This window comes from Mesorhizobium sp. f-mel (assembly GCF_053850215.1).
On the sequence record NZ_JBSPTO010000048.1, the window covers coordinates 1 to 19770 of the forward strand.

The following is a 19770-nucleotide window of genomic DNA, read 5'->3' on the forward strand; positions in this document are numbered from 1 at the left end:
GCTCTATTTCCGTTACCACCCGGCACCCGATCTTCTCGCCGCATCCGACCCGGAGCGGGCCTCGCACCGTGCTTTCCGCCTGCGCGAGGTCGGGATGGACACGGTCATGGCGATACGGATCCATCTCCCGGGCGAGTTGCCCGAGCCTATGGGCGTCATGGCAATGAACGAGTTTCTCAACAAGAAGGAAGGATATGAGATTACGGAAGCCGATCAGCAGGCGATGATGGCTTCCGGCCAGGGGCAGCTTGTCGGTCAGTTCCTAATCGACCGGGGGGCATCGTACGCTGGAGCTTCACTGAAGTTCTGGAGGATGGCCTCAATACGTTCAGGGCGCCGAATCCCGAGGAATTGATGTCGGCAGCTTCCCAAGTTGCACATTCAGAACTAGGCTGCTGAAAACTCGCTCGACGACCACCGTCCTGTGGTGATTCTGTGGATTTAACCATCATCGACGGAGGGCTAAGGTCTGCCCGTAGGCTTCTTCGATTTCCATTCAACGGCCCGCGGAGCGACCCAACGCTAGAGTGAGCAAGCCTCAGCGCATGGGCTGGGCGACGTCCGCTCCTTGCCGCAATCACGTCATTCCGACAGGCGTGCCATACGGCAAGTTTCCACCCAAGTCAGTCCTTCGACGCCTATTTCGGGGTTCTGCGGCTCAGGAAGCGGACGCGCCACATCTGGGCTTTCGCGGTCCGTGAAACGAAGACCGCGTCTCGGACCGATCGAGACGTTTGTCATCCGTGGCCGCCATTCAACGCGATTACGGCGAAGCACACTCCGGCAGGCGCAGTGGCTTCTTTATCCTCGCGAGCTCTTCCGCCTTGGCGCAATCAGGAAAGCCGACGAGCCGCATGGTTTCGATCAACCGCTGGCGCTCCGCTTCGCTGAATCCGGGGATATTAGCAAATCCCTCGACGGTCAAATTTGGAAACCGCCTGAGCGCGTCCGTTACCGAGACCTTCGCCTCTTCAGTTCGGCCAAGAGCCGCAAGCGCGCCAGAACGTATCACCCAGTGTTCCTTCCATAGTTTTCCGGCGTCAAGCGGTCCAGCATCCGCAGGGCATCCTCATGCCGGCCCGCCATGAAGTAGGCGTGAGTGAAAATCCTGGCACTCCACATCGGGAAACTGGGTTGAGACTGACCGCCTTGTCGACCAGTTCCGCGGTGCGCTCAGGCTCGCCGAAGGTTGAGGCCCAATCGATATAGAAAGTCAGAACTTCGAACTGACTGGGAGCGAGACGCAGTGCGGTATCGAACTCTGCCTTGGCGCGTTCGAATTCGCCTCTGTCACCTAGAATCGTGGCATGAACAGCATGCGCCTCGGCATCGCTCGGGTCGAGCTGGACGGCGCGCTCGGCAGCCTCGGCAGAGAGAGCCCGGTTCTTGTCGGGTTCAACCCCAAAACCGGTTAAGACACTATGGGAATGGCTAAGTTCGACCCAGGCGCGGGCAAGGCCGGGGTCCAGTTCGACCGCGCGAGTGAGCAGCCTCACGGCCTCCTCGACATCCGCCTGATTGACTTGCTCGAGTTTTTCGGTGCCGAGCAGATAAAGTTCGTAGGCGTTGAGATTCTCGGGCGGCTTTCGGTGGGCGGTGATGCGGCCCGCCTCCTGGACCAAACCTGCGCCGCCGCCGAGACGGTTCGAAATCTGCTCGGAAATTTCGATCTGGATTGCGAACAAGTCCTCGTCCGGCGGTCCCAGCGCTGCGACCAAAGATGTTTGCCCGTTTTAGCATCGATGAGCTGCGCCGTAATTCTTACGCGGTCAGACTGACGCTGGATGGAACCCTCGACCACAAATCCTGCGTCAAGCGCCTTACCCACTTCACTCGGCACGGCTGGTTTGTCCCGGTATTGTTCAGTCGAGTTACGGGCGATCACCTGGAATTCAGGGAACCCCGCCAGATCGGTGATTATGTCCTCAGTGAGGCCATCGGCGAGGCGTCCGGTCGCCTGGTCGCCGCCATAGTTGTCGAACGGCAGCACCGCTACCGACGGTTTGCCGTTTACTGTCGCAGTCGGCCAGAATTGCCAGACCGTCCCGGCCAAGACCAGAATAAGGACTGGCACAGCTGCTGCTGCCCAAACCCAGCGCAGAGGCGATGACCTCGCTGGTTGGCGTGGGGCTTGTCCCTCAAGGATGACGCGGAAGGCCTGCACCGGTTCGGCGATATTCTTCACCTTCTGCTCGCCCATCGGCTCGAAGCCGAAAGCCAGCTTCTTCTCAACCTCCCTGGCGACCTTTCCAGAGACACAGATGCCGCCCGGGTCTGCCAGCTGCTGAAGCCTGGCCGCGACATTGACGCCCTCGCCATACCGGTCCTCGCCCTCGACGATCACCTCGCCGAGATTGATCCCGATCCTGACCCGGATCCGCTGGTCCTCGGGAACGGCGGCATTCCGTTCCGCCAGCCCTCGCTGCAGCGAGACGGCGCATTCCACGGCGTCCACCACGCTGCCAAATTCGGCGAGCATCCCGTCGCCCATAAGCTTGAAAATCCGGCCGTGATGGCGGGCAATTTCCGGCTGGCGCACGATCGGATCGCCCGCCCGTGACCCGATGCCCCGCTGCGCCTTTGTTCGCCTCGGCGCCACCTACGCATCCTGTAGCCGTCACCCAACGAATGTATTAGAGTAGCTTCATATAGACGCCTATCCGCGCGCAGATGTCGTTCGGAGGTTTTGGCTATGAGGATGTCCAGGCAGATTTGGCCGCTAAGGAACCCGCCGCTCTGGGTGAGGCTTTTCGTAACAGACGAGAGCCGGCGCCTCCGCCTTGTGGTAGTCCTTGCGTCCATTTTCTGGTTTGGCGCAGGACCAGCGACTGCCGACCCGCTTCATGTTGCCGTGCGCGAAGGCGATGCCGCTAGAGTCGCGGCACTCCTCACACAAGGCGCCGATGTGAACAGTCGCGACGAGACCGGCGAGACTCCACTGATCGATGCGGCGCTTGCCGGCAAGGCGGAGGTAGCCGCAGTACTGATTGAGGCAAAGGCCGACATCGACGCCCGCAATGATCGCGGCTTCTCGGCGCTTCATGCGGCGTCCTATTCCGGAAGCCTCGAGATAGCAGAACTGTTGCTCGACCACGGCGCCGAAGTCGATGCGCTGAGCCTGCACAAGATCACCCCACTGCACGTGGCGGCAGAGGAGAACCAAGTGGCCGTCGCCGAGTTGTTGATCGAGCGCGGCGCTCAGGTCGAGGCAATCCAGGAGTACGGGTTTACGCCTCTAAGCCGCGCGACATTCTTTCAGAGCACGCAAGTCATGGTTTTGCTCAAGCAGCACGGAGCGAAATGCCAGCCCAGAGAGAAAATGGGAGCGTCGTACACAAACTGCCTTGCGGCCAGCAACTGATTGGGTGCTGCCCGCTCTGGCCTACGGAGGAAGAGATGACAGCGAATGGTTCCAGGGCAATTCGGAGTTGCCTGCTGGCTAGCATTACAGCCGCCTGCGTCCTTGTTGGCGCGGGCGCATCCCATGCGGTCGAGGGAGTGAACACCGGATACTTCGGCAACGTCGCCATATTGGGCTACGATCCGGTGGCGTATTTCACCGACGGTCGCCCAACCCCGGGTTCGCCGGAGATCTCGAAGAAATGGCTGGGGGCGACCTGGTACTTCGCCAGTGTCAAACACCGCGACGCCTTTGCTTCCGAGCCGGTGCGCTATGCCCCTCAGTATGGCGGCTTCTGCACTCTGGGCGCAGCTTTCGACCAGGCATCAGCGAACATTGACCCGGAAGCGTGGCGCATCGTCGACGGCAAGCTCTTCCTGTTCTCCGGCAAGGGCGGACTGGAGGAGGACTTCGATGCCGACCCAGCCGCCGTCCTTGCGAAGGCTGATGCCGAATGGCCTGCGGTCGAAGCGAAGGAATTCAAGGCGCGAGCCGCCGGTAACTGACCTCGGCTCGAGCCGAACGTCGCGGTTCTGCAAATCCGGTCATGGTGCTACCGAGAAATGCCATTCCATGACCGAGTCCGGCCAAATGTACTCGTCCTGCGTTGGGCTGCTCCCTTGCGGATTGCGATAGAGCGGGCCACAGAACTTGCGGCCGAGCAGGGTCGCGGCGGATTGCGTACAGAAGAGGTCGGCCTCCAGGGTGAACGCACCGGTGATGATGCCGCCTTCTGAGCTCAGGGCAAAATCTCCGTTTGCACTCAGCTCCATGACAAACGGTGGGCCGTTGTGTTGCTTTCCGATCCAGGTCCGATCGCCTGTCAAGGCTCGTATGGCGGCGGAGTCCAGGCGATCCTCCTCGCGCCCTTGAAAACCAAAGATCCGCTTTGGAACCCCCGCGACGCGAAGAGCATCCAGCCGATCATCCAGGTCCTGTTGCCGTCGATGGTGGGCGTAAATGACACGATAAGCGGCGAGGTTCTGCGAGGGGATCTTTTTCAGGATTGCTGCGACGGCGTCGTGCGCCTCGGCCATACGGCCCAGGCGCGCGTTTGCCATGGCCAGGGTTTCGAGGCCGAGGTCGCTTCGCTCTTCCGGCTTGACGTGGTTGAGTGCCTGGAGGGCCTTTTCGTATTGATGGTTCATGTAGAGCACGAGGCCGTAGTAGTCGAAGACCTGCGGCCGCGGCTTGGGATCGAGCTGTAACACGCGCTCCATTGCCCCCAGCGCCTCCGGGCTCTGTCCCGCATAGGTCAGCACGATCGCCAGGTTGAGCTCCGCCTCGGCGCCGTTCGGGTCGAGCGCGACCGCTTTGCGGACCGACGCGAGCGCCTCGTTGATTTCGCCGTCCAGCATCTGCAGAATACCGAGCACGGCATAGGCGCGTGACGACTGGGGATTGAGCTCCAAGGCTCTCCCCGCCGCTTCATAGGCGCGCTGACGCGCCACGGCACTCAACATGAGCCGCTGGAAATCGAAGCCGAGCACGTCCACTGTGGTCCGCGCATAGCCCGAATAGGCATCGGCGAAGGCAGGATCGAGGTTGATTGCTTTTTGATACAGGGACAGAGCTTCCCCCAGAGAGCTGAAGTCGACCACATATGCTTTCTGCTCGGCGCGGGTGTAGAAATCGTATGCCTTCAGATTTCGCGTCGGGAGACGAGCAATCTGTGCTCTTTCGCCTTCCGTCACGCGTACGGAGAGTGCCTCGACGATCCGCCCTATTAATTCGTCCTGCAGAAAGAATATTCGGGCGTAGTCGCGATCGTAGCGCTCGGCCCAGACGTTGCTCCCGGTTGTCGTGTCGATAAGCTGCACGTTAATGCGCACCGTATCTCCGGCGCGGCGCACGCTGCCCTCGACCACATAGCGGACCTTCAATTCGTTCGCGATCTGCGGGATATCGACAGGCCGTTCCTTGAAGGAGAACGAAGAGTTGCGGGCAATGACCAGGAGTCCGGAGATCTTCGACAGATCCGTGATGAGATCGTCTGTCAGCCCCTCAGCAAAATAGTCCTGTCCCGCAATCTCGCCGAGATCGGCAAAGGGCAGCACGGCGATGGACGGCTTGCCTTCGGCCGCGTCAGGGGGCGTATCAGTGCGACCGCCAAGAAGGGAAATCGCCTGCGGCCAGAGAGCCAGCCCAACGCCCGCTGCCAGCAGCAGCGCCAGCAGCGCCGCGGCGATCCCGATCCTTCGGCGCGGCCGCGGCTGCCTGGCGCTCACGGTCTGCTCCAGCACTACGCGATAGGCGCGAACCCGCTCCGGGATATTTTTGAGGCGTAGTTCGCCGAGCGACCTGAAGGTCAGGCCGAGCTTGTTGTGGGCCTGATCGTAGGCGGTGCCGGAGATGACGATCCCGCCGGGGTCGCTCAGTCCCTCCAGGCGGGCCGCGATGTTGACGCCGTCGCCGTAGAAATCGTCCTTGTCGATGATCACGTCGCCCAGGTTGATCCCGATGCGGAACACGATGCGTGAGTCTTCCGGCACGTTGAGGTTCTGTGCGCCGGTGAGCCGCTGGATCTCGACGGCGCACGCCACCGCATCGACGACGCTGGCAAATTCGACCAATGCCCCATCGCCCATCAGCTTGACGATGCGGCCATGGTATTCCGCGATCGAGGGCTCGATGAATTCGCGGCGAAGCGCCTTTAGCCGGGTGAGAGTGCCCGTCTCGTCCAGGCCCATCAGCCCGCTGTATCCCACCACGTCTGCGGCGAGGATAGCGATCAGCTTGCGTTCCAGATGTTGAACCTTTTCCACCGGGCATAACTATAGGGAAAGCGCTGCGGCAAGGCCATATGTACGGTCGGCAGCAGGAGATCGAACGGACCCCGGCCCTCCCCGAACTTGGGATACTCAAGGGCCCCCAGAAGCTCACGGCCCAGGGCGCCACCCGGCATTTCTTCAACGAGATCGGCGCAAAGCTGCCGTGGTCGTGGGAAGCAGACATCGGCTTCGGGTCACGTCACGACGGTTCCCTACACTCAACCTGAATGTCCGCTTTTGAAGATTCGCAGGCCGAAGCTGCCGGTCTGCCTCCGGCCCCTCTCAAGACGTTCAGCGCTTGGCCGCCACGCGTCCGCTTCGGCGCAAAGGAGACTTATACCCGAACCATGCGCTGCGCGTGCCATTCTGCAGACATCGACATTAGGTCGGTGGTGGTCATTGTTGCCGGCTGACGCCCATCTAGCACCATCTCGACGAGAGCGGGCGAGAGCAGCGTGAGCTGAAGCATTCGGCTTATGTAGGAGGCGCTGATTTTCTCGGCCTTGGCGATATCTTCGGCGGTGGCGTAAAGACCGGATTCCAGCAACTGCTGCCAGCGATGGGCACGGGCAATGGCTTTGATCAGCGTGGTCTCCATCCGGGGGTTGATGGCGCCCATTGCTCCTCGCCTGACGGCGATACCACCAGCTTCCGCCCTCCCCGTTTGCGAACCGTCAGAGGAAGCACAATGGTGATCGTACGCCCATCCTCGGTGATGTTGGCGTCGGCCATCAAGCGGCACTCCTCTCGTCCTGGCGACGAGCGAGTTCCGCAGCCAGCCCAACCACCCCGTCAGTTCGCAGGCGGATGGAAAACCCTGTCGGCGCCGACATCCACCCGCTCGACCAGAAGCTGGATGATGCGCGCCTGCTCGCCTGGGAAAAGTTCGCCCCAGAGGGGGCCGAATTCAATGAGGGCCGCTCTCGCCTCGCCCTCGGTGATTACCGCGTCGCTTTGGCGAGCAGCCTTCCATGTAGCGACAATGATCTCGGGCTGGCAGATCAGACTGCGGGCGATCCGACAAAAGCTGGCGACGTGGTCGTCCTGCGCGCCAAGTTTCCGGCCGACTATCAGGTTCCGCCCCATACTCACCCGTATGCCGAGACCATCACCGTGATCAGCGGTAGCGTCGGCTTTAGTGTTGGCGAAAAGGTCGAAAAGAAAGGTGACCTGCTCAAACCGGGCGCCTTCTACGCGCAGCCAGCAAATCATGCGCATTACGTCTGGACGGCAGGCGAAGAGGGTATCATCGAAGTTCATTTTTTCGGGCCGGGAGGTATCAACTACGGCTGGATCGGATTTGGGCGTTGTCAAGAAAGGGCTTCTGGAGTTCGGCGAACGCCGCATCCATAAGCACGGTGATGGCCGCGAGATCCTCACGTCGTGCGATCCGGTGCCGCAAGTCTCCGTTGGCCATGTCAAGGCGGCCCCGCCAACCGTTCATTCTGGCAGCCCAGCCATGCGATAGCCCTCCACAAAATGCCGCCGCACGCTTTCATCGCGGAAAGGTTGCGAGCCGGACCAATGCCGGATGGTGAAATTCGGATTGCTCATCATGAACATCTGTGCCTCTCGGCGCGCCTCCTCCAGACGCCCGAGTTGTGCCAGGCTCGCCGCAAGGATGCGGCGCGATGTTGTGCGATAGGTTTCGGCCCTGCGAAGCGTCTGGACCGCGGACTCGTAGTCGCGAAGTGCATATTGGGCCTGCCCCAACATCCAGTAATACCAACCGGGTGGGTGCGGGTTGAGCCGGAGCGCCTTGCGTACGTGTTCGACGCCATCGGCCGGTCGGCCGTTCAGCGTGACCAGATCCGAGCGCATCGCCCATGCGTCGGCATAGTTCGGATCCAGTTTCACGGTGGCATCGAACTCAGCATCCGATTCCGCCCAGCGGCGCTCGTGTCCCAGGATGATGCCCAATACCCAGTGGTTCCCGGCGTCGTTAGGATCGAGCGCGACGGCCTGTTGTGCTTCCGCCAACGCTCTTGCCCGGTTGGGATCCATCGGCTCGTCCCAGAACTCCCAACCCAACCAAAGGTTCAGCGCCAACCAGCGGTGCGCCTCGGCATATTCCGGATCAAGTGCGATCGCCCCTTCCAGCAGGAAAATGGCCTCTTTCGCGGCGAGTGCCGTTTGCAACCCCAGAGCTCGCGCACGTACACAGAGGTCATAAGCCTCCAGGTTAGCAGGTCTGTTGCGCGCTGGTTGGGTAGTCAAACGACCTGCTAAGGCGTCGACAATCTTGCCCGTCACCTCGTCCTGGACGGCGAATATATCTTCCAAGCTGCGGTCGAACCGTTCCGCCCATAGGTGGTCCCCTCCGATTGCGTCGATCAATTGGGCGTTGATGCGAACCCGTCCTGCAGCCCGCCGGGCGCTACCCTCCAGGAGATAGCGCACACCAAGCTCGCGAGCGATGCGGCGCACGTCCACATGCCTACCTTTGTAAGCAAAGACAGAGTTGCTGGCGATGACGAACAATCCGCTGGTTCTCGATAGGTCCGTGATCAGGTCTTCGGTCAGGCCATCCACAAACGCCTCTTGTTCCGGGTCGTTGCTCATGTTTGTGAACGCAAGGACGGCGATGGAAGGCTTGGCGGGCAATGGCAGTGGCGCCTTCTCCGCCGGCCCCTGATACTCCGAGATGGTCGATGACACGATGCGATAAACGGCCACCGGCTCGGCGATGTTCTTGATCGCGTGCGTGCCAAGTTCGTCGAAACTGAAATCAAGCTTGCGCTTAACCTGGTCGTAGACGCTGCCAGAGATGCAGATGTCTCCCGGCCCGGCTATTGCCTGAAGCCGCACGGCGAGAATCACGCCATCACCGAAAAGGTCGCGGCCTTCGACAACGACATCACCCAGATTGATACCGATGCGTAGGACAATGTGACGGTCGTCAGCGCGACCTTGGTTCCCTGCGATCATCCCCTTCTGGAATTCGACTGCGCAAGTGACGGCGTTCACCGCACTGGCGAAGTCGACCAGAACGCCATCACCCATCACCTGACGATCCGGCCCTGGTGTTGGCGGACAAGAGGCTCCAGAATTTCCTTGCGCCGCTCCTTAAGCGCGGCGAGCGTACCCCGCTCGTCTAGTTCGATGAGCCGACTATAGCCGACCACATCAGCAGCCATTATGGCTGCAAGACGGCGTTGGGCGCGTTCTTCGGCCATTTTTCGCACAAGCGCTTTCACAGAACGCAGTGTGCCGAATTCTATGCCGCCCATTTCAAGAGTCTATCAGGTCGGATCCCAATCCTAGGCGGCAACTAGCCCTCGGTTGTCCTTTGATCCGCCCTCACCGAATGCGCTGACGTCTCAGGATCTGGGCGGCATCCCGTCAATGCGGACGACCCGAACCTCGATGGGAGAGGCCCTCCCCTTGAGTTCCAGCATATGGGCGCTGTTCGGCAAGTGACGTGGCCCGCCTCTGGTCCACGCCGCCTCGGCAACCACAAGCTCGCCGGGGCCTGCCCGAGATGCCAAGCGAGCCGCTACATTTGGCGGTGAAATCGGCGACCAGTCCGTCCCCGACGGAACCGACGTACGCCGTACCGGAGTGGACGCCGATGCCGATGGGCAACCAAGGTCCACCGGGCTCGCCATGCCTGGTAGCCGAAAGCAGACGCCGGCCCGCCTCTAAAGCGGCGGCGGGATGGTCGGCAACGATAGCGGGAAGGAACAGGCCGATAACCTCGTCGCCAACGAACTTGTCTACCAGCGCATCGCTGCCGATCAAAACGTCACTGCTGGCCTTGAAGAAGCGATTCATGAGCGAAGCGAACTCGGCAGGCGTCATCCTTTCGGCCATGCTCGTGGAGTCTCGAACGTCGGCGAAAAGAAGCGATAGATCGATCTCGGCGCCGCCAGGATGGGTGCGGACAAACTCTTCGCACAGGTTGCAGAAGTTTGGGTTTTTCGAGAGGGTTTCCTGCCCCATCGGGAAGACAGCGCCCTTACGAGCGGCCCACCCAGGGGGAACAGACACGTCTTGCACCGGGGAGATCCTGGCAGCAGCTTGAACTGCATCCTATCGGCATGGAGCGGTGACTGCGGGTCGGTCAGAAGGCCACGCCACATCTCCTCATGAGGGTTCTTGTCACTTGCCATCGGGTCCACCTAAGCGGAGTTATGATCACACAGTAGAAGGAGTTGGGCTTCTGAAATGACTGCTTTGGCCTCATCGCTTGCCTAGAGTTTGGAAGGGCGAGAGGAAGACAAGGGTGGGTTTCCTGCCGAACGTCTCGTTGACCGGAACGAGCAACCAGCGCCAACACCAGTCATTGCTCCTCCTTTGAGCGAGTGGCTGCAGACGGTTGAAAAACCGGGCATTCCCCTGGTCCGTAGTTACACCAGGCCGGCATTGCGAAGCCCGTCCACCACTAATTCGAAATCGTCTGGGTTCTTGTAAGGCAACACTTTGCGGCGGTGTTCCAGAGAATAATCAGGGTTGACGCGGAACGCTTCCTGCCACTCATGGCGGGCTTCTTCGAAGCGGCCCAGATGGCCGTAGCTCGCCGCCAGGAGCACGCGTGAGACGTCGGTGTCAGGGTTACGGACAAGTCGCCGCTTCAGGATGCCGATTGCCTCTTCGTACCTGCGCAACTGGAACATCGCTTGTGCCTGGAAGTGGAGGTATACGTCCGGATAATACGGGTTCAAGGCCATTGCCCTGTCGACACACCCGAGTGCCTCCGCAGACCTGCCGGAATAATGCAGTGCAATTCCGAGATTTTCGTGTCCTTCGGGAAGATTTGGAGCGAGGGCGATCAAGCGTTTGGCCTCGCCGATGGCGACGTCGTGCCGTCGCGAATACAATTCAGCGCCCAATGCGCGTAAGGATATCGTTTGTCGAGCGCCACTGCCCGTGTCGCGAACACTTCTGCTTGTTGCATTGATGTCGATGACGACGGGCTCCACTGGTTTCCGTAGTCCAGCATGTTTGCGAAGGCGATGAACGCGTAGGCGGGAGCGAATTTCGGGTCCAGTTCGATGGCGCGTTGCAACAGTTCCCGACCCTGGATGTTTTGCTCTCTCGTGAACCGCCACAGCTGCTCTCGGCCACGCAGGAAATAGTCGTACGCTTCCAGGTTGTCGGTGTGCTCGGTCGCGAGCCGCTGCTGGTCGCCCTCCATCAGGTTGAGCGCGAGCGCGCCGACAATTTGCTGCGTCACGTCGTCCTGCACGGCAAAGATGTCGGTCAGGTCGCGATCGAAACGCTCCGCCCACAGGTGTCCGCCCGTGGTCGCGTCGACAAGCTGCGCGGTGATCCGTACCCTGTTGCCGGATTTGCGGACGCTGCCCTCGAGCACGTAGCGCACGCCGAGGTTCCGGCCGACCTCCGGAACGTTCACGTTCCTGCCCTTGAAAGTGAAGGTCGAATTGCGAGCGATCACGAACAACTGCGACAGTTTTGATAGAGCCGTGATGATGTCTTCGGAGATTCCGTCGGCGAAATATTCCTGTTCGGTATCACCGCTCATGTTGGCGAAGGGCAGCACGGCGACTGACAGTTTCGGCGGCGGTGCCGTCGCTGGCCGGCTTGTCACGGATTCGGAGGTCGCGGTTGCCTTTGCCTCGGCGGTGCCGACACGCAGCGAATACACCCGGACCGGCTCGGCGATGTTCTTGAGCTGCGTGGGGCCGAGATCGCTGACCGAAAGGTCGAGCCTCGTCTTAACCTGGCGATAGGCGTCCTCGGACAGGCAGATGGCGCCGGGCGCCGCGACGCCCTCCAGACGCGAGGCGATGTTGACGCCGTCGCCCATCAGATCGCCGTCGCTTTCCTCGACCACGTCGCCCAAATGAATACCGATCCGGAACTCGATGCGGCGGTCCTGCGGCACGCCGGCATTGCGCTCGACCATGCCATTCTGCACTTCGAGGGCGCAGCGCACGGCGTCTACGACACTGCGGAACTCGACCAGTGCGCCATCCCCGGTGCGCTTGATCACGCGTCCGTTGTGGACAGCGATGGTCGGGTCAATCAGGTCGCTGCGCAGTGCCCGCAACCTGGCCAAAGTACGATCTTCGTCTGCGCCGGCCAGCCGGCTGTACCCGACCACGTCGGCGGCCAGGATCGCGGCTAGCTTGCGGTTCTCGCTCACAGGGCCATCTCCTCGTCTCCACAATAACAGGAAGACACGTGATCACTGCACCAGTCATTCCGCCCCAGCCATTTTCGCTTGTTCACTTGCTAGCCGGGAAAGCCACTGAGCAGTCGGCTGCATTCGGCGACGAATTTTTCACTTGGCATGCGGCCATCCGCATCGCGCGAGTACTCCAGCTTCAGCCGGTTAAGGAAGAACATTTCGAGCCTGCGCCCGTGCTTGGTCTCGATGGCGCCTCGGCGTTCCAGTTCGAATAAAGTCTTGACATGCCCGGCAATGGTTTCCGAAACATTGATCCGTCCGGGCGCGCCGTTCTCCTCCATGAGTGCGGCCGTGTTCACCGCATCGCCCCAGATATCGAAGGTGAACTTCCGCCGGCCGACGACGCCCGATATGACCGGGCCAGTATGGATTCCGACACGCAACTCCAGTGCCGGCAACCGCATCTTCTCGCGCTGCGCCTTCATGCGGGCCGTGACGGCGTGGATTTCCAGTGCCGCGAGGCAGGTCTCAATTGGGTGCCGGCGATTGGCCGTAGGCACTCCGGCAACGGCCATGTAGGCATCGCCGATCGTCTTGAGCTTTTCCAGCCCATGGCGCGTTACGATCTCGTCAAAAGCTGTGAAATATTGGTCAAGGAGCCCGATGAGCGCGGCGGGCTCCATGCGTTCGGCCAGAAGGGTAAAGCCCTTGAAATCCGCAAATAGGATCGTCGCCGATGGCTCATATTTCGGCTGCACCTTGCCGCTCTTCTTGAGCTCGTCGGCAATCGACACAGGAAGGATATTGATGAGCAGCTCTTCGGTGCGCGCCTTCTCGGCGATCAAGTCCACATGCGCGTGATCCAGCTCTTTCAATGCTTGGTCGCTCGATGAGTTTGCGGCGCAGCTCCAATTGTGTCAGCACCTGGCGCGAAAGGCGGCGCAGCGACTCAGTTTGTTCAAAGGCCAGCTGACGCGGCACGAAATCCATCACACAGAGTGTCCCCAATGCATAACCTGCTTCGGTCACAAGCGGAATGCCACAATAGAACTTGAAGTGCGGTTCGCCCGTAACAAACGGGATTTGATTGAATCGGGAGTCCATGAGCAGATCGGGCGCTACGACCATCTCGGTGCCGCAAACAGTCGTAGCGCAGAATGCGATTTCGCGCGGACACTGGTTAAAGTTCGGAGGAAGGCCATACTTGGCCTTTAGCCAGAGGCGGTCGTCGTCCATCAAGCTGACATAGGCTACGGGGCACCGGCAAATCTGCGGCAAATCTGCCCAGCCAGTTCGCCAATGTCGTCATAGGCGATCTCCGGCGGGGTATCGAGAAGATTAAGTGCTCGGACGGCACCAAGCCACTCCGTCTCGTTGGCGGGCGTTTGGTACGGCATCGCAGCGCCTCGGTCAGAGTTCTGGGCGTCCTAATCCGTGCGCGCATAGTCGCGCATGCCGGACAGCATATCAAAATTCGGGATTGAGGCTAGCGAGTTACGCGGGCTCTCTGCGAATGACCGCTCACCACACTTATTGCCGACCTCCGTCTTGGCCATCGCCAATGTCCGGTCCGGCTCAGACCGCGACCCTTGTGACGGTGCGGCAGCAGCCTGATGGTTGGGTGAATTCTCACTAGGCGAATGCATCTGAAAAAAACTTCTTCGCGACCGCAGCTGAATGACCGTTTCGCCGCCCAAGAGCGGTCATCGCCGAACCACTACTCAGACGTCGCGTTCGGGGGCCGACAGCGGACTGGCAGCTTCCAGCTGCCGATCTTCAAGAGCGGACATTCAGTCCGTGTCAGTAGTGTCGTGACCTGACCCCTAATGGTCATTCCGGAGGCGAGATTGCAGGTCCGAATCGGATTGAGAAAACGGACGTTCGGCCATCCTATCTGCGCCGACCGTCGCGCCACCCCGCTGGCGAGACGTCCGTGAGCCTCTTGAAACCCCGACTGAAGGCCGCCTCCGCCGGCCTACAAGCCTACGGTGAAGGCCGCCTTGTCGCCTTAGGACGAACATTGCAAGTCCGGGGAATAATCCTGGGAGGAGTCGTATGACGATTGCGCGCGTGGAAGTGATCACCTCGGTGCAGCGCCGGCGGCGCTGGTGGCGGGCGGAGAAGGAGCGGCTGGTTGCGGCGACGTTCGAGCCCGGCGTCACGGTATCGGAGGATTCGCAGTATCGTGTGCCGCTACGTCAACTGACTTGCGACTTCTCCCAAATTTCTCGTGAAGCGTTGGGGATAACCGCACTGACCCCATTTGCGGCGGAATCGGTGTCCGTTACGTTCCGTTAACAAATGGACGATTAGATCTTGGTGGGGTCTACCGCGAAGATGTTGCGAGAACGAGGAGCCCATCAATGGCTGCGATTGCTCTTCCTGGCGATTGGACCGGACAGTACAAAGGATCGGAGCTGAACCTCTCGGGGTTCAAGCTCTCCTTTTCTGACGAGTTCAACACGCTTGATGTCGTGCCGAACAACGGCACTGGCAAGTGGTTCGCGCCTGTGCATGCCCCCTATGGGGCCGCCACGTTCATGTCGCCGGTAGGGGCAACGAACCCGTTCTCCGTCTCTGACGGGCAGCTGACCATTACCATGAAGCAGGTGGACGGCGTCTGGCAGTCGGGAACGATGCAAACGGTTAACAGCGCCGGCCAGGGTTTCGCGCAAGAGTACGGGTACTTCGAGATGCGCGCAGCCTTTCACGGCGGGGCGGGAGCCTGGCCGGCTTTCTGGATGCTTTCGCCCGATCAGACTGTGCCACGCGTCGAGGTCGACATCGTTGAAGCGTATGGGGGCGATCCCGATGGTCATCACCAGGCGGTGCACTTGAGCAATAAGGAAAGCCACGCTTCGAAAGGCAACTATACGGGCCTCGCCAGTACGATGTTCGACGGGACGTTTCACACCTACGGCGCGAGGATCACGACGGACTGGATCACCGTGTACTATGACGGCAAGGAGCTGAGCCGCTTTCCAATGAGCGAGTCCTTCCGCACGCCGCTCTATATGTTGGCCTCGCTTGCCATGAATCCCCTTGAAGTCGAGCGGGCGTCCGGCACCTACAAGATGGTCATCGACTACGTGCGCGCCTATGCCGCGCCGGACGTGATGGAGCAGCACCTGACCGGGACGGATGCGGCGGATATCCTGAACGGCGGCAGCTTTGACGACGTTCTGGACGGCGGAGCCGGTGCTGACAAATTGTCCGGCGGTTTCGGCAACGACACCTACCGCGTCGACAACGCATTCGACGTAGTCATTGAGGCTGACGGCGCCGGCATCGATCTGGTCATCACCTCGATGACGTATTCGCTGTCCGGCCAGCAAATAGAGCAGCTCACGCTCACCGGCGTTGCCGACATCGACGCGATGGGTAACGAACTCGACAACACGCTGGTCGGCAACGCTGGCAGCAACCTGCTCGACGGCGGGGTAGGAATCGACAAGATGGAGGGCGGCGCGGGCGACGATACCTACTATGTCGACAATGCGCTCGACCGTGTGGTCGAGGCCGATGCGGCGGGCAACGATTGGGTGTTCAGCTCGAGCACCTATTCACTGCCATCCTATGTCGAAAATCTGACCCTCATCGGTCTTGGCGCTATCAATGGTCGCGGCAATTCTTCCGACAATGAGCTGACCGGGAACAATGGGAACAACACGCTATACGGCCTTGCCGGCAACGACACCATAAGGGGCGGGGCGGGTAGCGACCGGTTGGCGGGCTATGATGGCACCGACCTTCTCGATGGCGGGACCGGGGCCGACCTGATGAATGGCGGTGCCGGCAACGACACCTATTATGTGGACAATGTACTGGACAACGTCATCGACGAAGCGGGCCTCGACCAGATTTTCAGCTTGGTCACGTACTCACTGGCGGTCGATCGCAGGCTGGTAGAAAATCTGCGTCTGACCGGAAACGCCAACGTCGGAGCCACGGGAAATTCCCTCGACAACGTGCTCGACGGCAACGACAGCGACAACAAACTGGACGGCGGCCGAGGCAATGATACCGTGCTTGGGCACGGTGGCAACGATGCACTAACGGGCGGCCTTGGCATTGACCGGCTTACTGGTGGCGCCGGCAACGATTCCTTCGTTTTCAGCGCGCCGCTCTCAGTGGCCAACCGCGACATCATCACGGATTTCAACCATACGGCCGATACATTCAGGCTCCAGAATTCGGTAATGCAGGGGCTTGGAGCCACCGGAGCCCTCGAGCCAAGGTACTTCTTCGCTGGGACTAGCGCGCACGACGCCGACGACCACATCGTCTATGACAAGGTTACGGGTGCGTTGTTTTACGATTCCAACGGAAACGTCGCAGGCGGCGTGACACAGCTCGCGACGCTGACGAACAGGCCGACGCTGCTGGCCGACGATTTTTTCGTGATCTGATCCGGCGCCTACAGCGGCGCGCGCACCGCTGTAACTTCTAGTTTGCGATCGCTTTGTTCGAAAAACCGGTGACCTCTTTTTCGAGCGATGCTCTAATTAGTTCTACTTAATCATAACTGTGTTGGATGTCTTTGGCAGCAGGGACGTCGTGTGATGGGGCACCGGAAGGGCGCCGTGGATCGCCGCTTTGCTTTTTGTTGCGCTAATGGCCGTGTTCGTCCTGGGCCGTTCTGGTCTTAGCCACCATGGTCGAATGAAGCCCGCGCCCCCACGGGGGTAAGGACAGGCATCGCGAACGGATGTGGAGAGAACGCCACATGCAGCAACCGAACAACCCGCCGCACATCGTGCCGGTGCGGAGGCGCGCATGATCGCGGCCCTACTGATGCCGCGCGAGCCGGTGCATGGGTGCGTTTGCTTCGGCCAAACTAGCCAGCGCTTGCTCGACTTTTTGAGCCGAGGCGTCAGTGCGCTTGATGTGCCGGATCATTTGCTGCCTCAGCCGCGCGAGCCTTTCGGCGCGATATACATCGCCGTATCTCGCAGTTTCAAGGTGGAGGGTCGCGAGCCTCATGGGCGACGATTCCGATTGTCTAGCAGTAGAATCCGCGAATCCGCCTTTCGTTCCGATGTCCGACCTTACCCTCGCAAAGGCTGGCCGGACGGCCGCGACGAATGAGCCGCATCCCTGCCAGAAGAGAGATCGTCCGCTGATGGTGCTCAGTCGACCGCGGGTCCAACCAGACGGTAGCGGAAGTGATTGCGGATCTGTTCGTTGAAGAAGCGGCCCTTGGCGAAGGCGGCTCGGAACTTGGCGAAGGTCTCCGGCGGCACGTCCTCAAACTGGTAGCATTTACCGCTGGCCACGAACCACACCGAGAGGACTTTGCGCTCCGGATCGTATTCCGTTTTGTGTATCGAGGTGGACGGCATGACGTGACTACTCCGATCAGGGAGAGAGTCCATCAGAAGTTGCCTGCGCCCTACGGAGGGGAAGGACGCGGGCTGATCGGGAGGGACACCGATCTCGCAGCATTGGTTCACAGGAGAAGATGCTGCAGGAGCCGAACCCCCTCCCGGAGCTGGTGTTCCGTACGGACGTCAAAAAAAGCCCGCCGCACCTTTCGGCACGGCGGGCGATCAGTCGTTCACCAGGCACAGGGTGGGCGGGGGCGGGTGTGCCCGGATCGTAGGAATTTACGCACGCCGACTGCGTCGCGTCTACCAACCGGCGGTTGGAGGGATCGAGCGCTGGTTAGAGGAGCGTAGCAACCCCTCCTCCTCGGCAGCAGCCTCGAAGGCCTTCCTAACGTCGTCGGGCGTGCGCTCGCCTTCAATGAGAGCCATGCAGACCTCGACGGCCTCCTTCCACTTAGGTCCCCGCTTGGTCCACTTCATGAGTTCCGCAGTCGCACCCTCGGTGCAGACTGTAGGTGAGCCCAGGTTTGTCGGTTTGGACCGGAGGGTGAAACCAATGGATAGCACCTCCTACTCGGGCGAGAGATACATCTCCGCCTCCTTAGCGGCAGCCACGAAAGCCTTTCGTATCACATGAGGGTCAATCGGATCGCCCTCCAGTGCTGACAGGCAGAGGGTCCACGCCTTGTACCAGCGAGGTCCTCTCCGGGTCCACCTCTTGAGCTGCTCAAGGGCTGCCCTCGTATTGTTGCAGCCATGCCTGACACCGTCCGTTTCAGTCTTCACGAACACCGGAGGGACGAACCAAAGACTTGCCATGATACCTCCTACTCAGGCGAGAGATACACGCTCGCCTCCTTGGCCGCCGCCTCTAAGGCTTCACGGATCTCTTGGGGGACACTCTGCCCTCGAACGCGTCAACGCATGATTGGACCGCTTTCGTCCACTTCGGCCCCTTTGTGTCCCACAGCATGAGTTCCTCGGCGGCTCCCTCGACGTGGCTGCCCCCATGGCGAATGCCCGAACGGTTCACTTTCACGTAGACCGGGGGAGAACCAGGGGAGACTCATGAGGGGTAAATTGGGGGATGCTCACATGTTTGGTAGAGGCGGGATCACAGCGGCGGTTCGGTCGATCTCTCTGACCGGCCTCATTTCCGGTCATGGCCAAGTCGGCCTACGCCGAGCCTGGAACATTAGCAGCCACTAACTGTTATCGGGGAACCAGTGGGTCAACCCCTGCCCCGCCCAGCCCACTGCAGATCGGGAGCAGCGGGTCGGCCGCGCTGGAAGGAGCGCGGGTCCTTCCTCCGCCTCATTGGCCGCTCCCGATGGCGGGCGCCGTGCTGCTAGGCTTTGGGACTCACCGGGAAACCGGGGAGGTGGTCATGAGAGTTATTACTGCTCTAGCATGTGTCGCCTTGATTGCAGGTTGCGCAACGGCGGGCCCCCCAGGGGCCCAAGGGCCTGTCGGTCCACAAGGTCTGCCCGGCAAGCAGGGACCTAAAGGTGCAATGGGAGCTGCGGGTCCAGCGGGGAAGGACGGCGTCAGCGGTTGGGAAATCACCCAGTATGCAAGTGCGAATGATACTAGCCCAGACAAATCCGCACAGGCTTGGTGTCCCAAGCCAAAAGTCGTCATAGGTGGCGGTGCCAGCGCGTCAAATTCAAATGCTCTGATTTCTAGGAGCTTGCCGGTTACTTCCCCAGCTCCAGGTTGGGTAGCACAAGCGCATGTAGCCGCTACGCCCCCAACAGCTTGGACGCTGACAGCATACGCCATTTGCGCGCTTGTCAAATAGTCGGCGCTTGGCCGGGTCGGTGAACTTTGCGTTGTCGCGTCTTCGAGACACAAACGGCGTTCCACTCTTCATCCCAAAAATCCTGCAGCGAGGCGTGCCGAAGGTCTTCCTCGCCCCTGAGATGCTTCACGCGGGCTTTGATCCCCGGTTTGACCCATTGCGTCGCCGGCCGCTTCATTCCCTTCGGCGCCGGTAAGCAGCATTAAAAGCTTCGAATGCGAGCGGCTACGCCGCCCTTCGGGCAGCCGCTCGGAACGGATGGTCGATGGTGAAACCGTCGGGCCGAATACCCCGCTCAACTTGGCTCCACGTTACAGGATGGGCGATTGGGAAGCCCGGTCGGGCTCGTGGGGAGAAGGCTCCCACCGCGGTGTTGC

Annotated in this window: 16 protein-coding genes and 4 pseudogenes; 6 read left to right on the forward strand and 14 right to left on the reverse strand. The window is 60.7% G+C overall.

The genetic code is table 11. The features are described 5' to 3' along the window. A pseudogene (locus tag ACWUKX_RS29755) lies at window positions 1–399 on the forward strand (AhpC/TSA family protein); the annotation flags it as partial. A gap of 364 nt (window positions 400–763) precedes the next feature. On the opposite strand, the gene ACWUKX_RS29760 reads toward ACWUKX_RS29755, so the two are convergent. From ACWUKX_RS29760 to ACWUKX_RS29770, 3 genes and pseudogenes are all read right to left on the reverse strand, one after another. Then, window positions 764–925 carry a hypothetical protein gene (locus tag ACWUKX_RS29760; RefSeq protein ID WP_456010230.1) on the reverse strand — a complete coding sequence of 54 codons (162 nt, stop codon included), beginning with the start codon at window positions 923–925 and terminating at the stop codon, window positions 764–766. A 115-nt stretch (window positions 926–1040) separates the two neighbouring features. Further along, the gene (locus ACWUKX_RS29765; protein WP_456010248.1) at window positions 1041–1685 is read right to left on the reverse strand and encodes a tetratricopeptide repeat protein; all 645 of its coding nucleotides are present in this window, start codon (window positions 1683–1685) and stop codon (window positions 1041–1043) included. A 551-nt stretch (window positions 1686–2236) separates the two neighbouring features. After that, a pseudogene (locus tag ACWUKX_RS29770) lies at window positions 2237–2491 on the reverse strand (adenylate/guanylate cyclase domain-containing protein); the annotation flags it as partial. Window positions 2492–2698: 207 nt separating this feature from the next. Between ACWUKX_RS29770 and ACWUKX_RS29775 the strand changes: the two are divergent. Beyond that, a complete protein-coding gene (locus ACWUKX_RS29775) occupies window positions 2699–3361 on the forward strand; it encodes an ankyrin repeat domain-containing protein (protein WP_456010231.1) in 663 nt (220 codons plus the stop codon). Window positions 3362–3396: 35 nt separating this feature from the next. Continuing rightward, complete coding sequence (locus ACWUKX_RS29780) at window positions 3397–3906, forward strand: YHS domain-containing (seleno)protein (protein ID WP_456010232.1); 510 nt, start codon at window positions 3397–3399, stop codon at window positions 3904–3906. A 39-nt stretch (window positions 3907–3945) separates the two neighbouring features. Here the strand turns inward: ACWUKX_RS29780 and ACWUKX_RS29785 are convergent, their stop codons facing one another. Both ACWUKX_RS29785 and ACWUKX_RS29790 read right to left on the reverse strand, forming a co-directional pair. Further along, entirely contained in the window at window positions 3946–6165 is a 2220-nt protein-coding gene (locus ACWUKX_RS29785) for an adenylate/guanylate cyclase domain-containing protein (RefSeq protein ID WP_456010233.1), read from the reverse strand. A gap of 340 nt (window positions 6166–6505) precedes the next feature. After that, window positions 6506–6790 carry a hypothetical protein gene (locus tag ACWUKX_RS29790; protein ID WP_456010234.1) on the reverse strand — a complete coding sequence of 95 codons (285 nt, stop codon included), beginning with the start codon at window positions 6788–6790 and terminating at the stop codon, window positions 6506–6508. A gap of 188 nt (window positions 6791–6978) precedes the next feature. Between ACWUKX_RS29790 and ACWUKX_RS29795 the strand changes: the two genes are divergently transcribed. Continuing rightward, window positions 6979–7524, forward strand: coding sequence for a cupin domain-containing protein (locus ACWUKX_RS29795; protein ID WP_456010235.1), 546 nt, complete (start codon window positions 6979–6981; stop codon window positions 7522–7524). An 87-nt stretch (window positions 7525–7611) separates the two neighbouring features. Here the strand turns inward: ACWUKX_RS29795 and ACWUKX_RS29800 are convergent. From ACWUKX_RS29800 to ACWUKX_RS29820, 5 genes and pseudogenes are all read right to left on the reverse strand, one after another. After that, window positions 7612–9347, reverse strand: a pseudogene (locus ACWUKX_RS29800) (adenylate/guanylate cyclase domain-containing protein). A gap of 166 nt (window positions 9348–9513) precedes the next feature. Next, window positions 9514–10113, reverse strand: coding sequence for an adenylate/guanylate cyclase domain-containing protein (locus ACWUKX_RS29805; RefSeq protein WP_456010237.1), 600 nt, complete (start codon window positions 10111–10113; stop codon window positions 9514–9516). 407 nt (window positions 10114–10520) lie between these two features. After that, a pseudogene (locus ACWUKX_RS29810) lies at window positions 10521–12280 on the reverse strand (adenylate/guanylate cyclase domain-containing protein). An 89-nt stretch (window positions 12281–12369) separates the two neighbouring features. After that, window positions 12370–13116: an adenylate/guanylate cyclase domain-containing protein gene (locus tag ACWUKX_RS29815; protein WP_456010238.1), complete on the reverse strand. Its 747-nt coding sequence runs from the start codon at window positions 13114–13116 to the stop codon at window positions 12370–12372. Then, window positions 13007–13504: a hypothetical protein gene (locus tag ACWUKX_RS29820; protein ID WP_456010240.1), complete on the reverse strand. Its 498-nt coding sequence runs from the start codon at window positions 13502–13504 to the stop codon at window positions 13007–13009. The genes ACWUKX_RS29815 and ACWUKX_RS29820 overlap by 110 nt, the downstream gene beginning before the upstream one ends. A gap of 816 nt (window positions 13505–14320) precedes the next feature. Here ACWUKX_RS29820 and ACWUKX_RS29825 point away from each other — a divergent pair. Then, on the forward strand, window positions 14321–14563 hold the full coding sequence (locus tag ACWUKX_RS29825) for a hypothetical protein (protein ID WP_456010241.1): 243 nt from the start codon (window positions 14321–14323) through the stop codon (window positions 14561–14563). A gap of 65 nt (window positions 14564–14628) precedes the next feature. After that, window positions 14629–16674, forward strand: coding sequence for a family 16 glycosylhydrolase (locus ACWUKX_RS29830; protein WP_456010242.1), 2046 nt, complete (start codon window positions 14629–14631; stop codon window positions 16672–16674). A gap of 720 nt (window positions 16675–17394) precedes the next feature. On the opposite strand, the gene ACWUKX_RS29835 is transcribed toward ACWUKX_RS29830, so the two are convergent. The 4 genes from ACWUKX_RS29835 to ligD all read right to left on the reverse strand — a co-directional run. Further along, window positions 17395–17607 carry a KTSC domain-containing protein gene (locus ACWUKX_RS29835; protein ID WP_456010244.1) on the reverse strand — a complete coding sequence of 71 codons (213 nt, stop codon included), beginning with the start codon at window positions 17605–17607 and terminating at the stop codon, window positions 17395–17397. 288 nt (window positions 17608–17895) lie between these two features. Then, window positions 17896–18021 (reverse strand): hypothetical protein, encoded by a 126-nt coding sequence (locus ACWUKX_RS29840; protein ID WP_456010246.1) that lies wholly within the window; start codon window positions 18019–18021, stop codon window positions 17896–17898. Between the two features lie 141 nt (window positions 18022–18162). After that, window positions 18163–18411 (reverse strand): DUF982 domain-containing protein, encoded by a 249-nt coding sequence (locus tag ACWUKX_RS29845; RefSeq protein WP_029352423.1) that lies wholly within the window; start codon window positions 18409–18411, stop codon window positions 18163–18165. Window positions 18412–19618: 1207 nt separating this feature from the next. Then, the coding region (gene ligD / locus ACWUKX_RS29850; RefSeq protein WP_456008060.1) for a non-homologous end-joining DNA ligase LigD at window positions 19619–19770 on the reverse strand (152 nt) is incomplete at its 5' end.

Bases quoted from the DNA above. Each gene is read 5' to 3' on its own strand.
- ACWUKX_RS29790 (WP_456010234.1), bottom strand. From the start codon at position 6,790: ATGGGCGCCATCAACCCCCGGATGGAGACCACGCTGATCAAAGCCATT.
- ACWUKX_RS29805 (WP_456010237.1), bottom strand. From the start codon at position 10,113: ATGGGGCAGGAAACCCTCTCGAAAAACCCAAACTTCTGCAACCTGTGC.
- ACWUKX_RS29775 (WP_456010231.1), top strand. From the start codon at position 2,699: ATGTCCAGGCAGATTTGGCCGCTAAGGAACCCGCCGCTCTGGGTGAGG.
- ACWUKX_RS29780 (WP_456010232.1), top strand. From the start codon at position 3,397: ATGACAGCGAATGGTTCCAGGGCAATTCGGAGTTGCCTGCTGGCTAGC.
- ACWUKX_RS29830 (WP_456010242.1), top strand. From the start codon at position 14,629: ATGGCTGCGATTGCTCTTCCTGGCGATTGGACCGGACAGTACAAAGGA.
- ACWUKX_RS29825 (WP_456010241.1), top strand. From the start codon at position 14,321: ATGACGATTGCGCGCGTGGAAGTGATCACCTCGGTGCAGCGCCGGCGG.
- ACWUKX_RS29840 (WP_456010246.1), bottom strand. From the start codon at position 18,021: ATGGCTCTCATTGAAGGCGAGCGCACGCCCGACGACGTTAGGAAGGCC.
- ACWUKX_RS29845 (WP_029352423.1), bottom strand. From the start codon at position 18,411: ATGGCAAGTCTTTGGTTCGTCCCTCCGGTGTTCGTGAAGACTGAAACG.
- ACWUKX_RS29835 (WP_456010244.1), bottom strand. From the start codon at position 17,607: ATGCCGTCCACCTCGATACACAAAACGGAATACGATCCGGAGCGCAAA.
- ACWUKX_RS29795 (WP_456010235.1), top strand. From the start codon at position 6,979: ATGGAAAACCCTGTCGGCGCCGACATCCACCCGCTCGACCAGAAGCTG.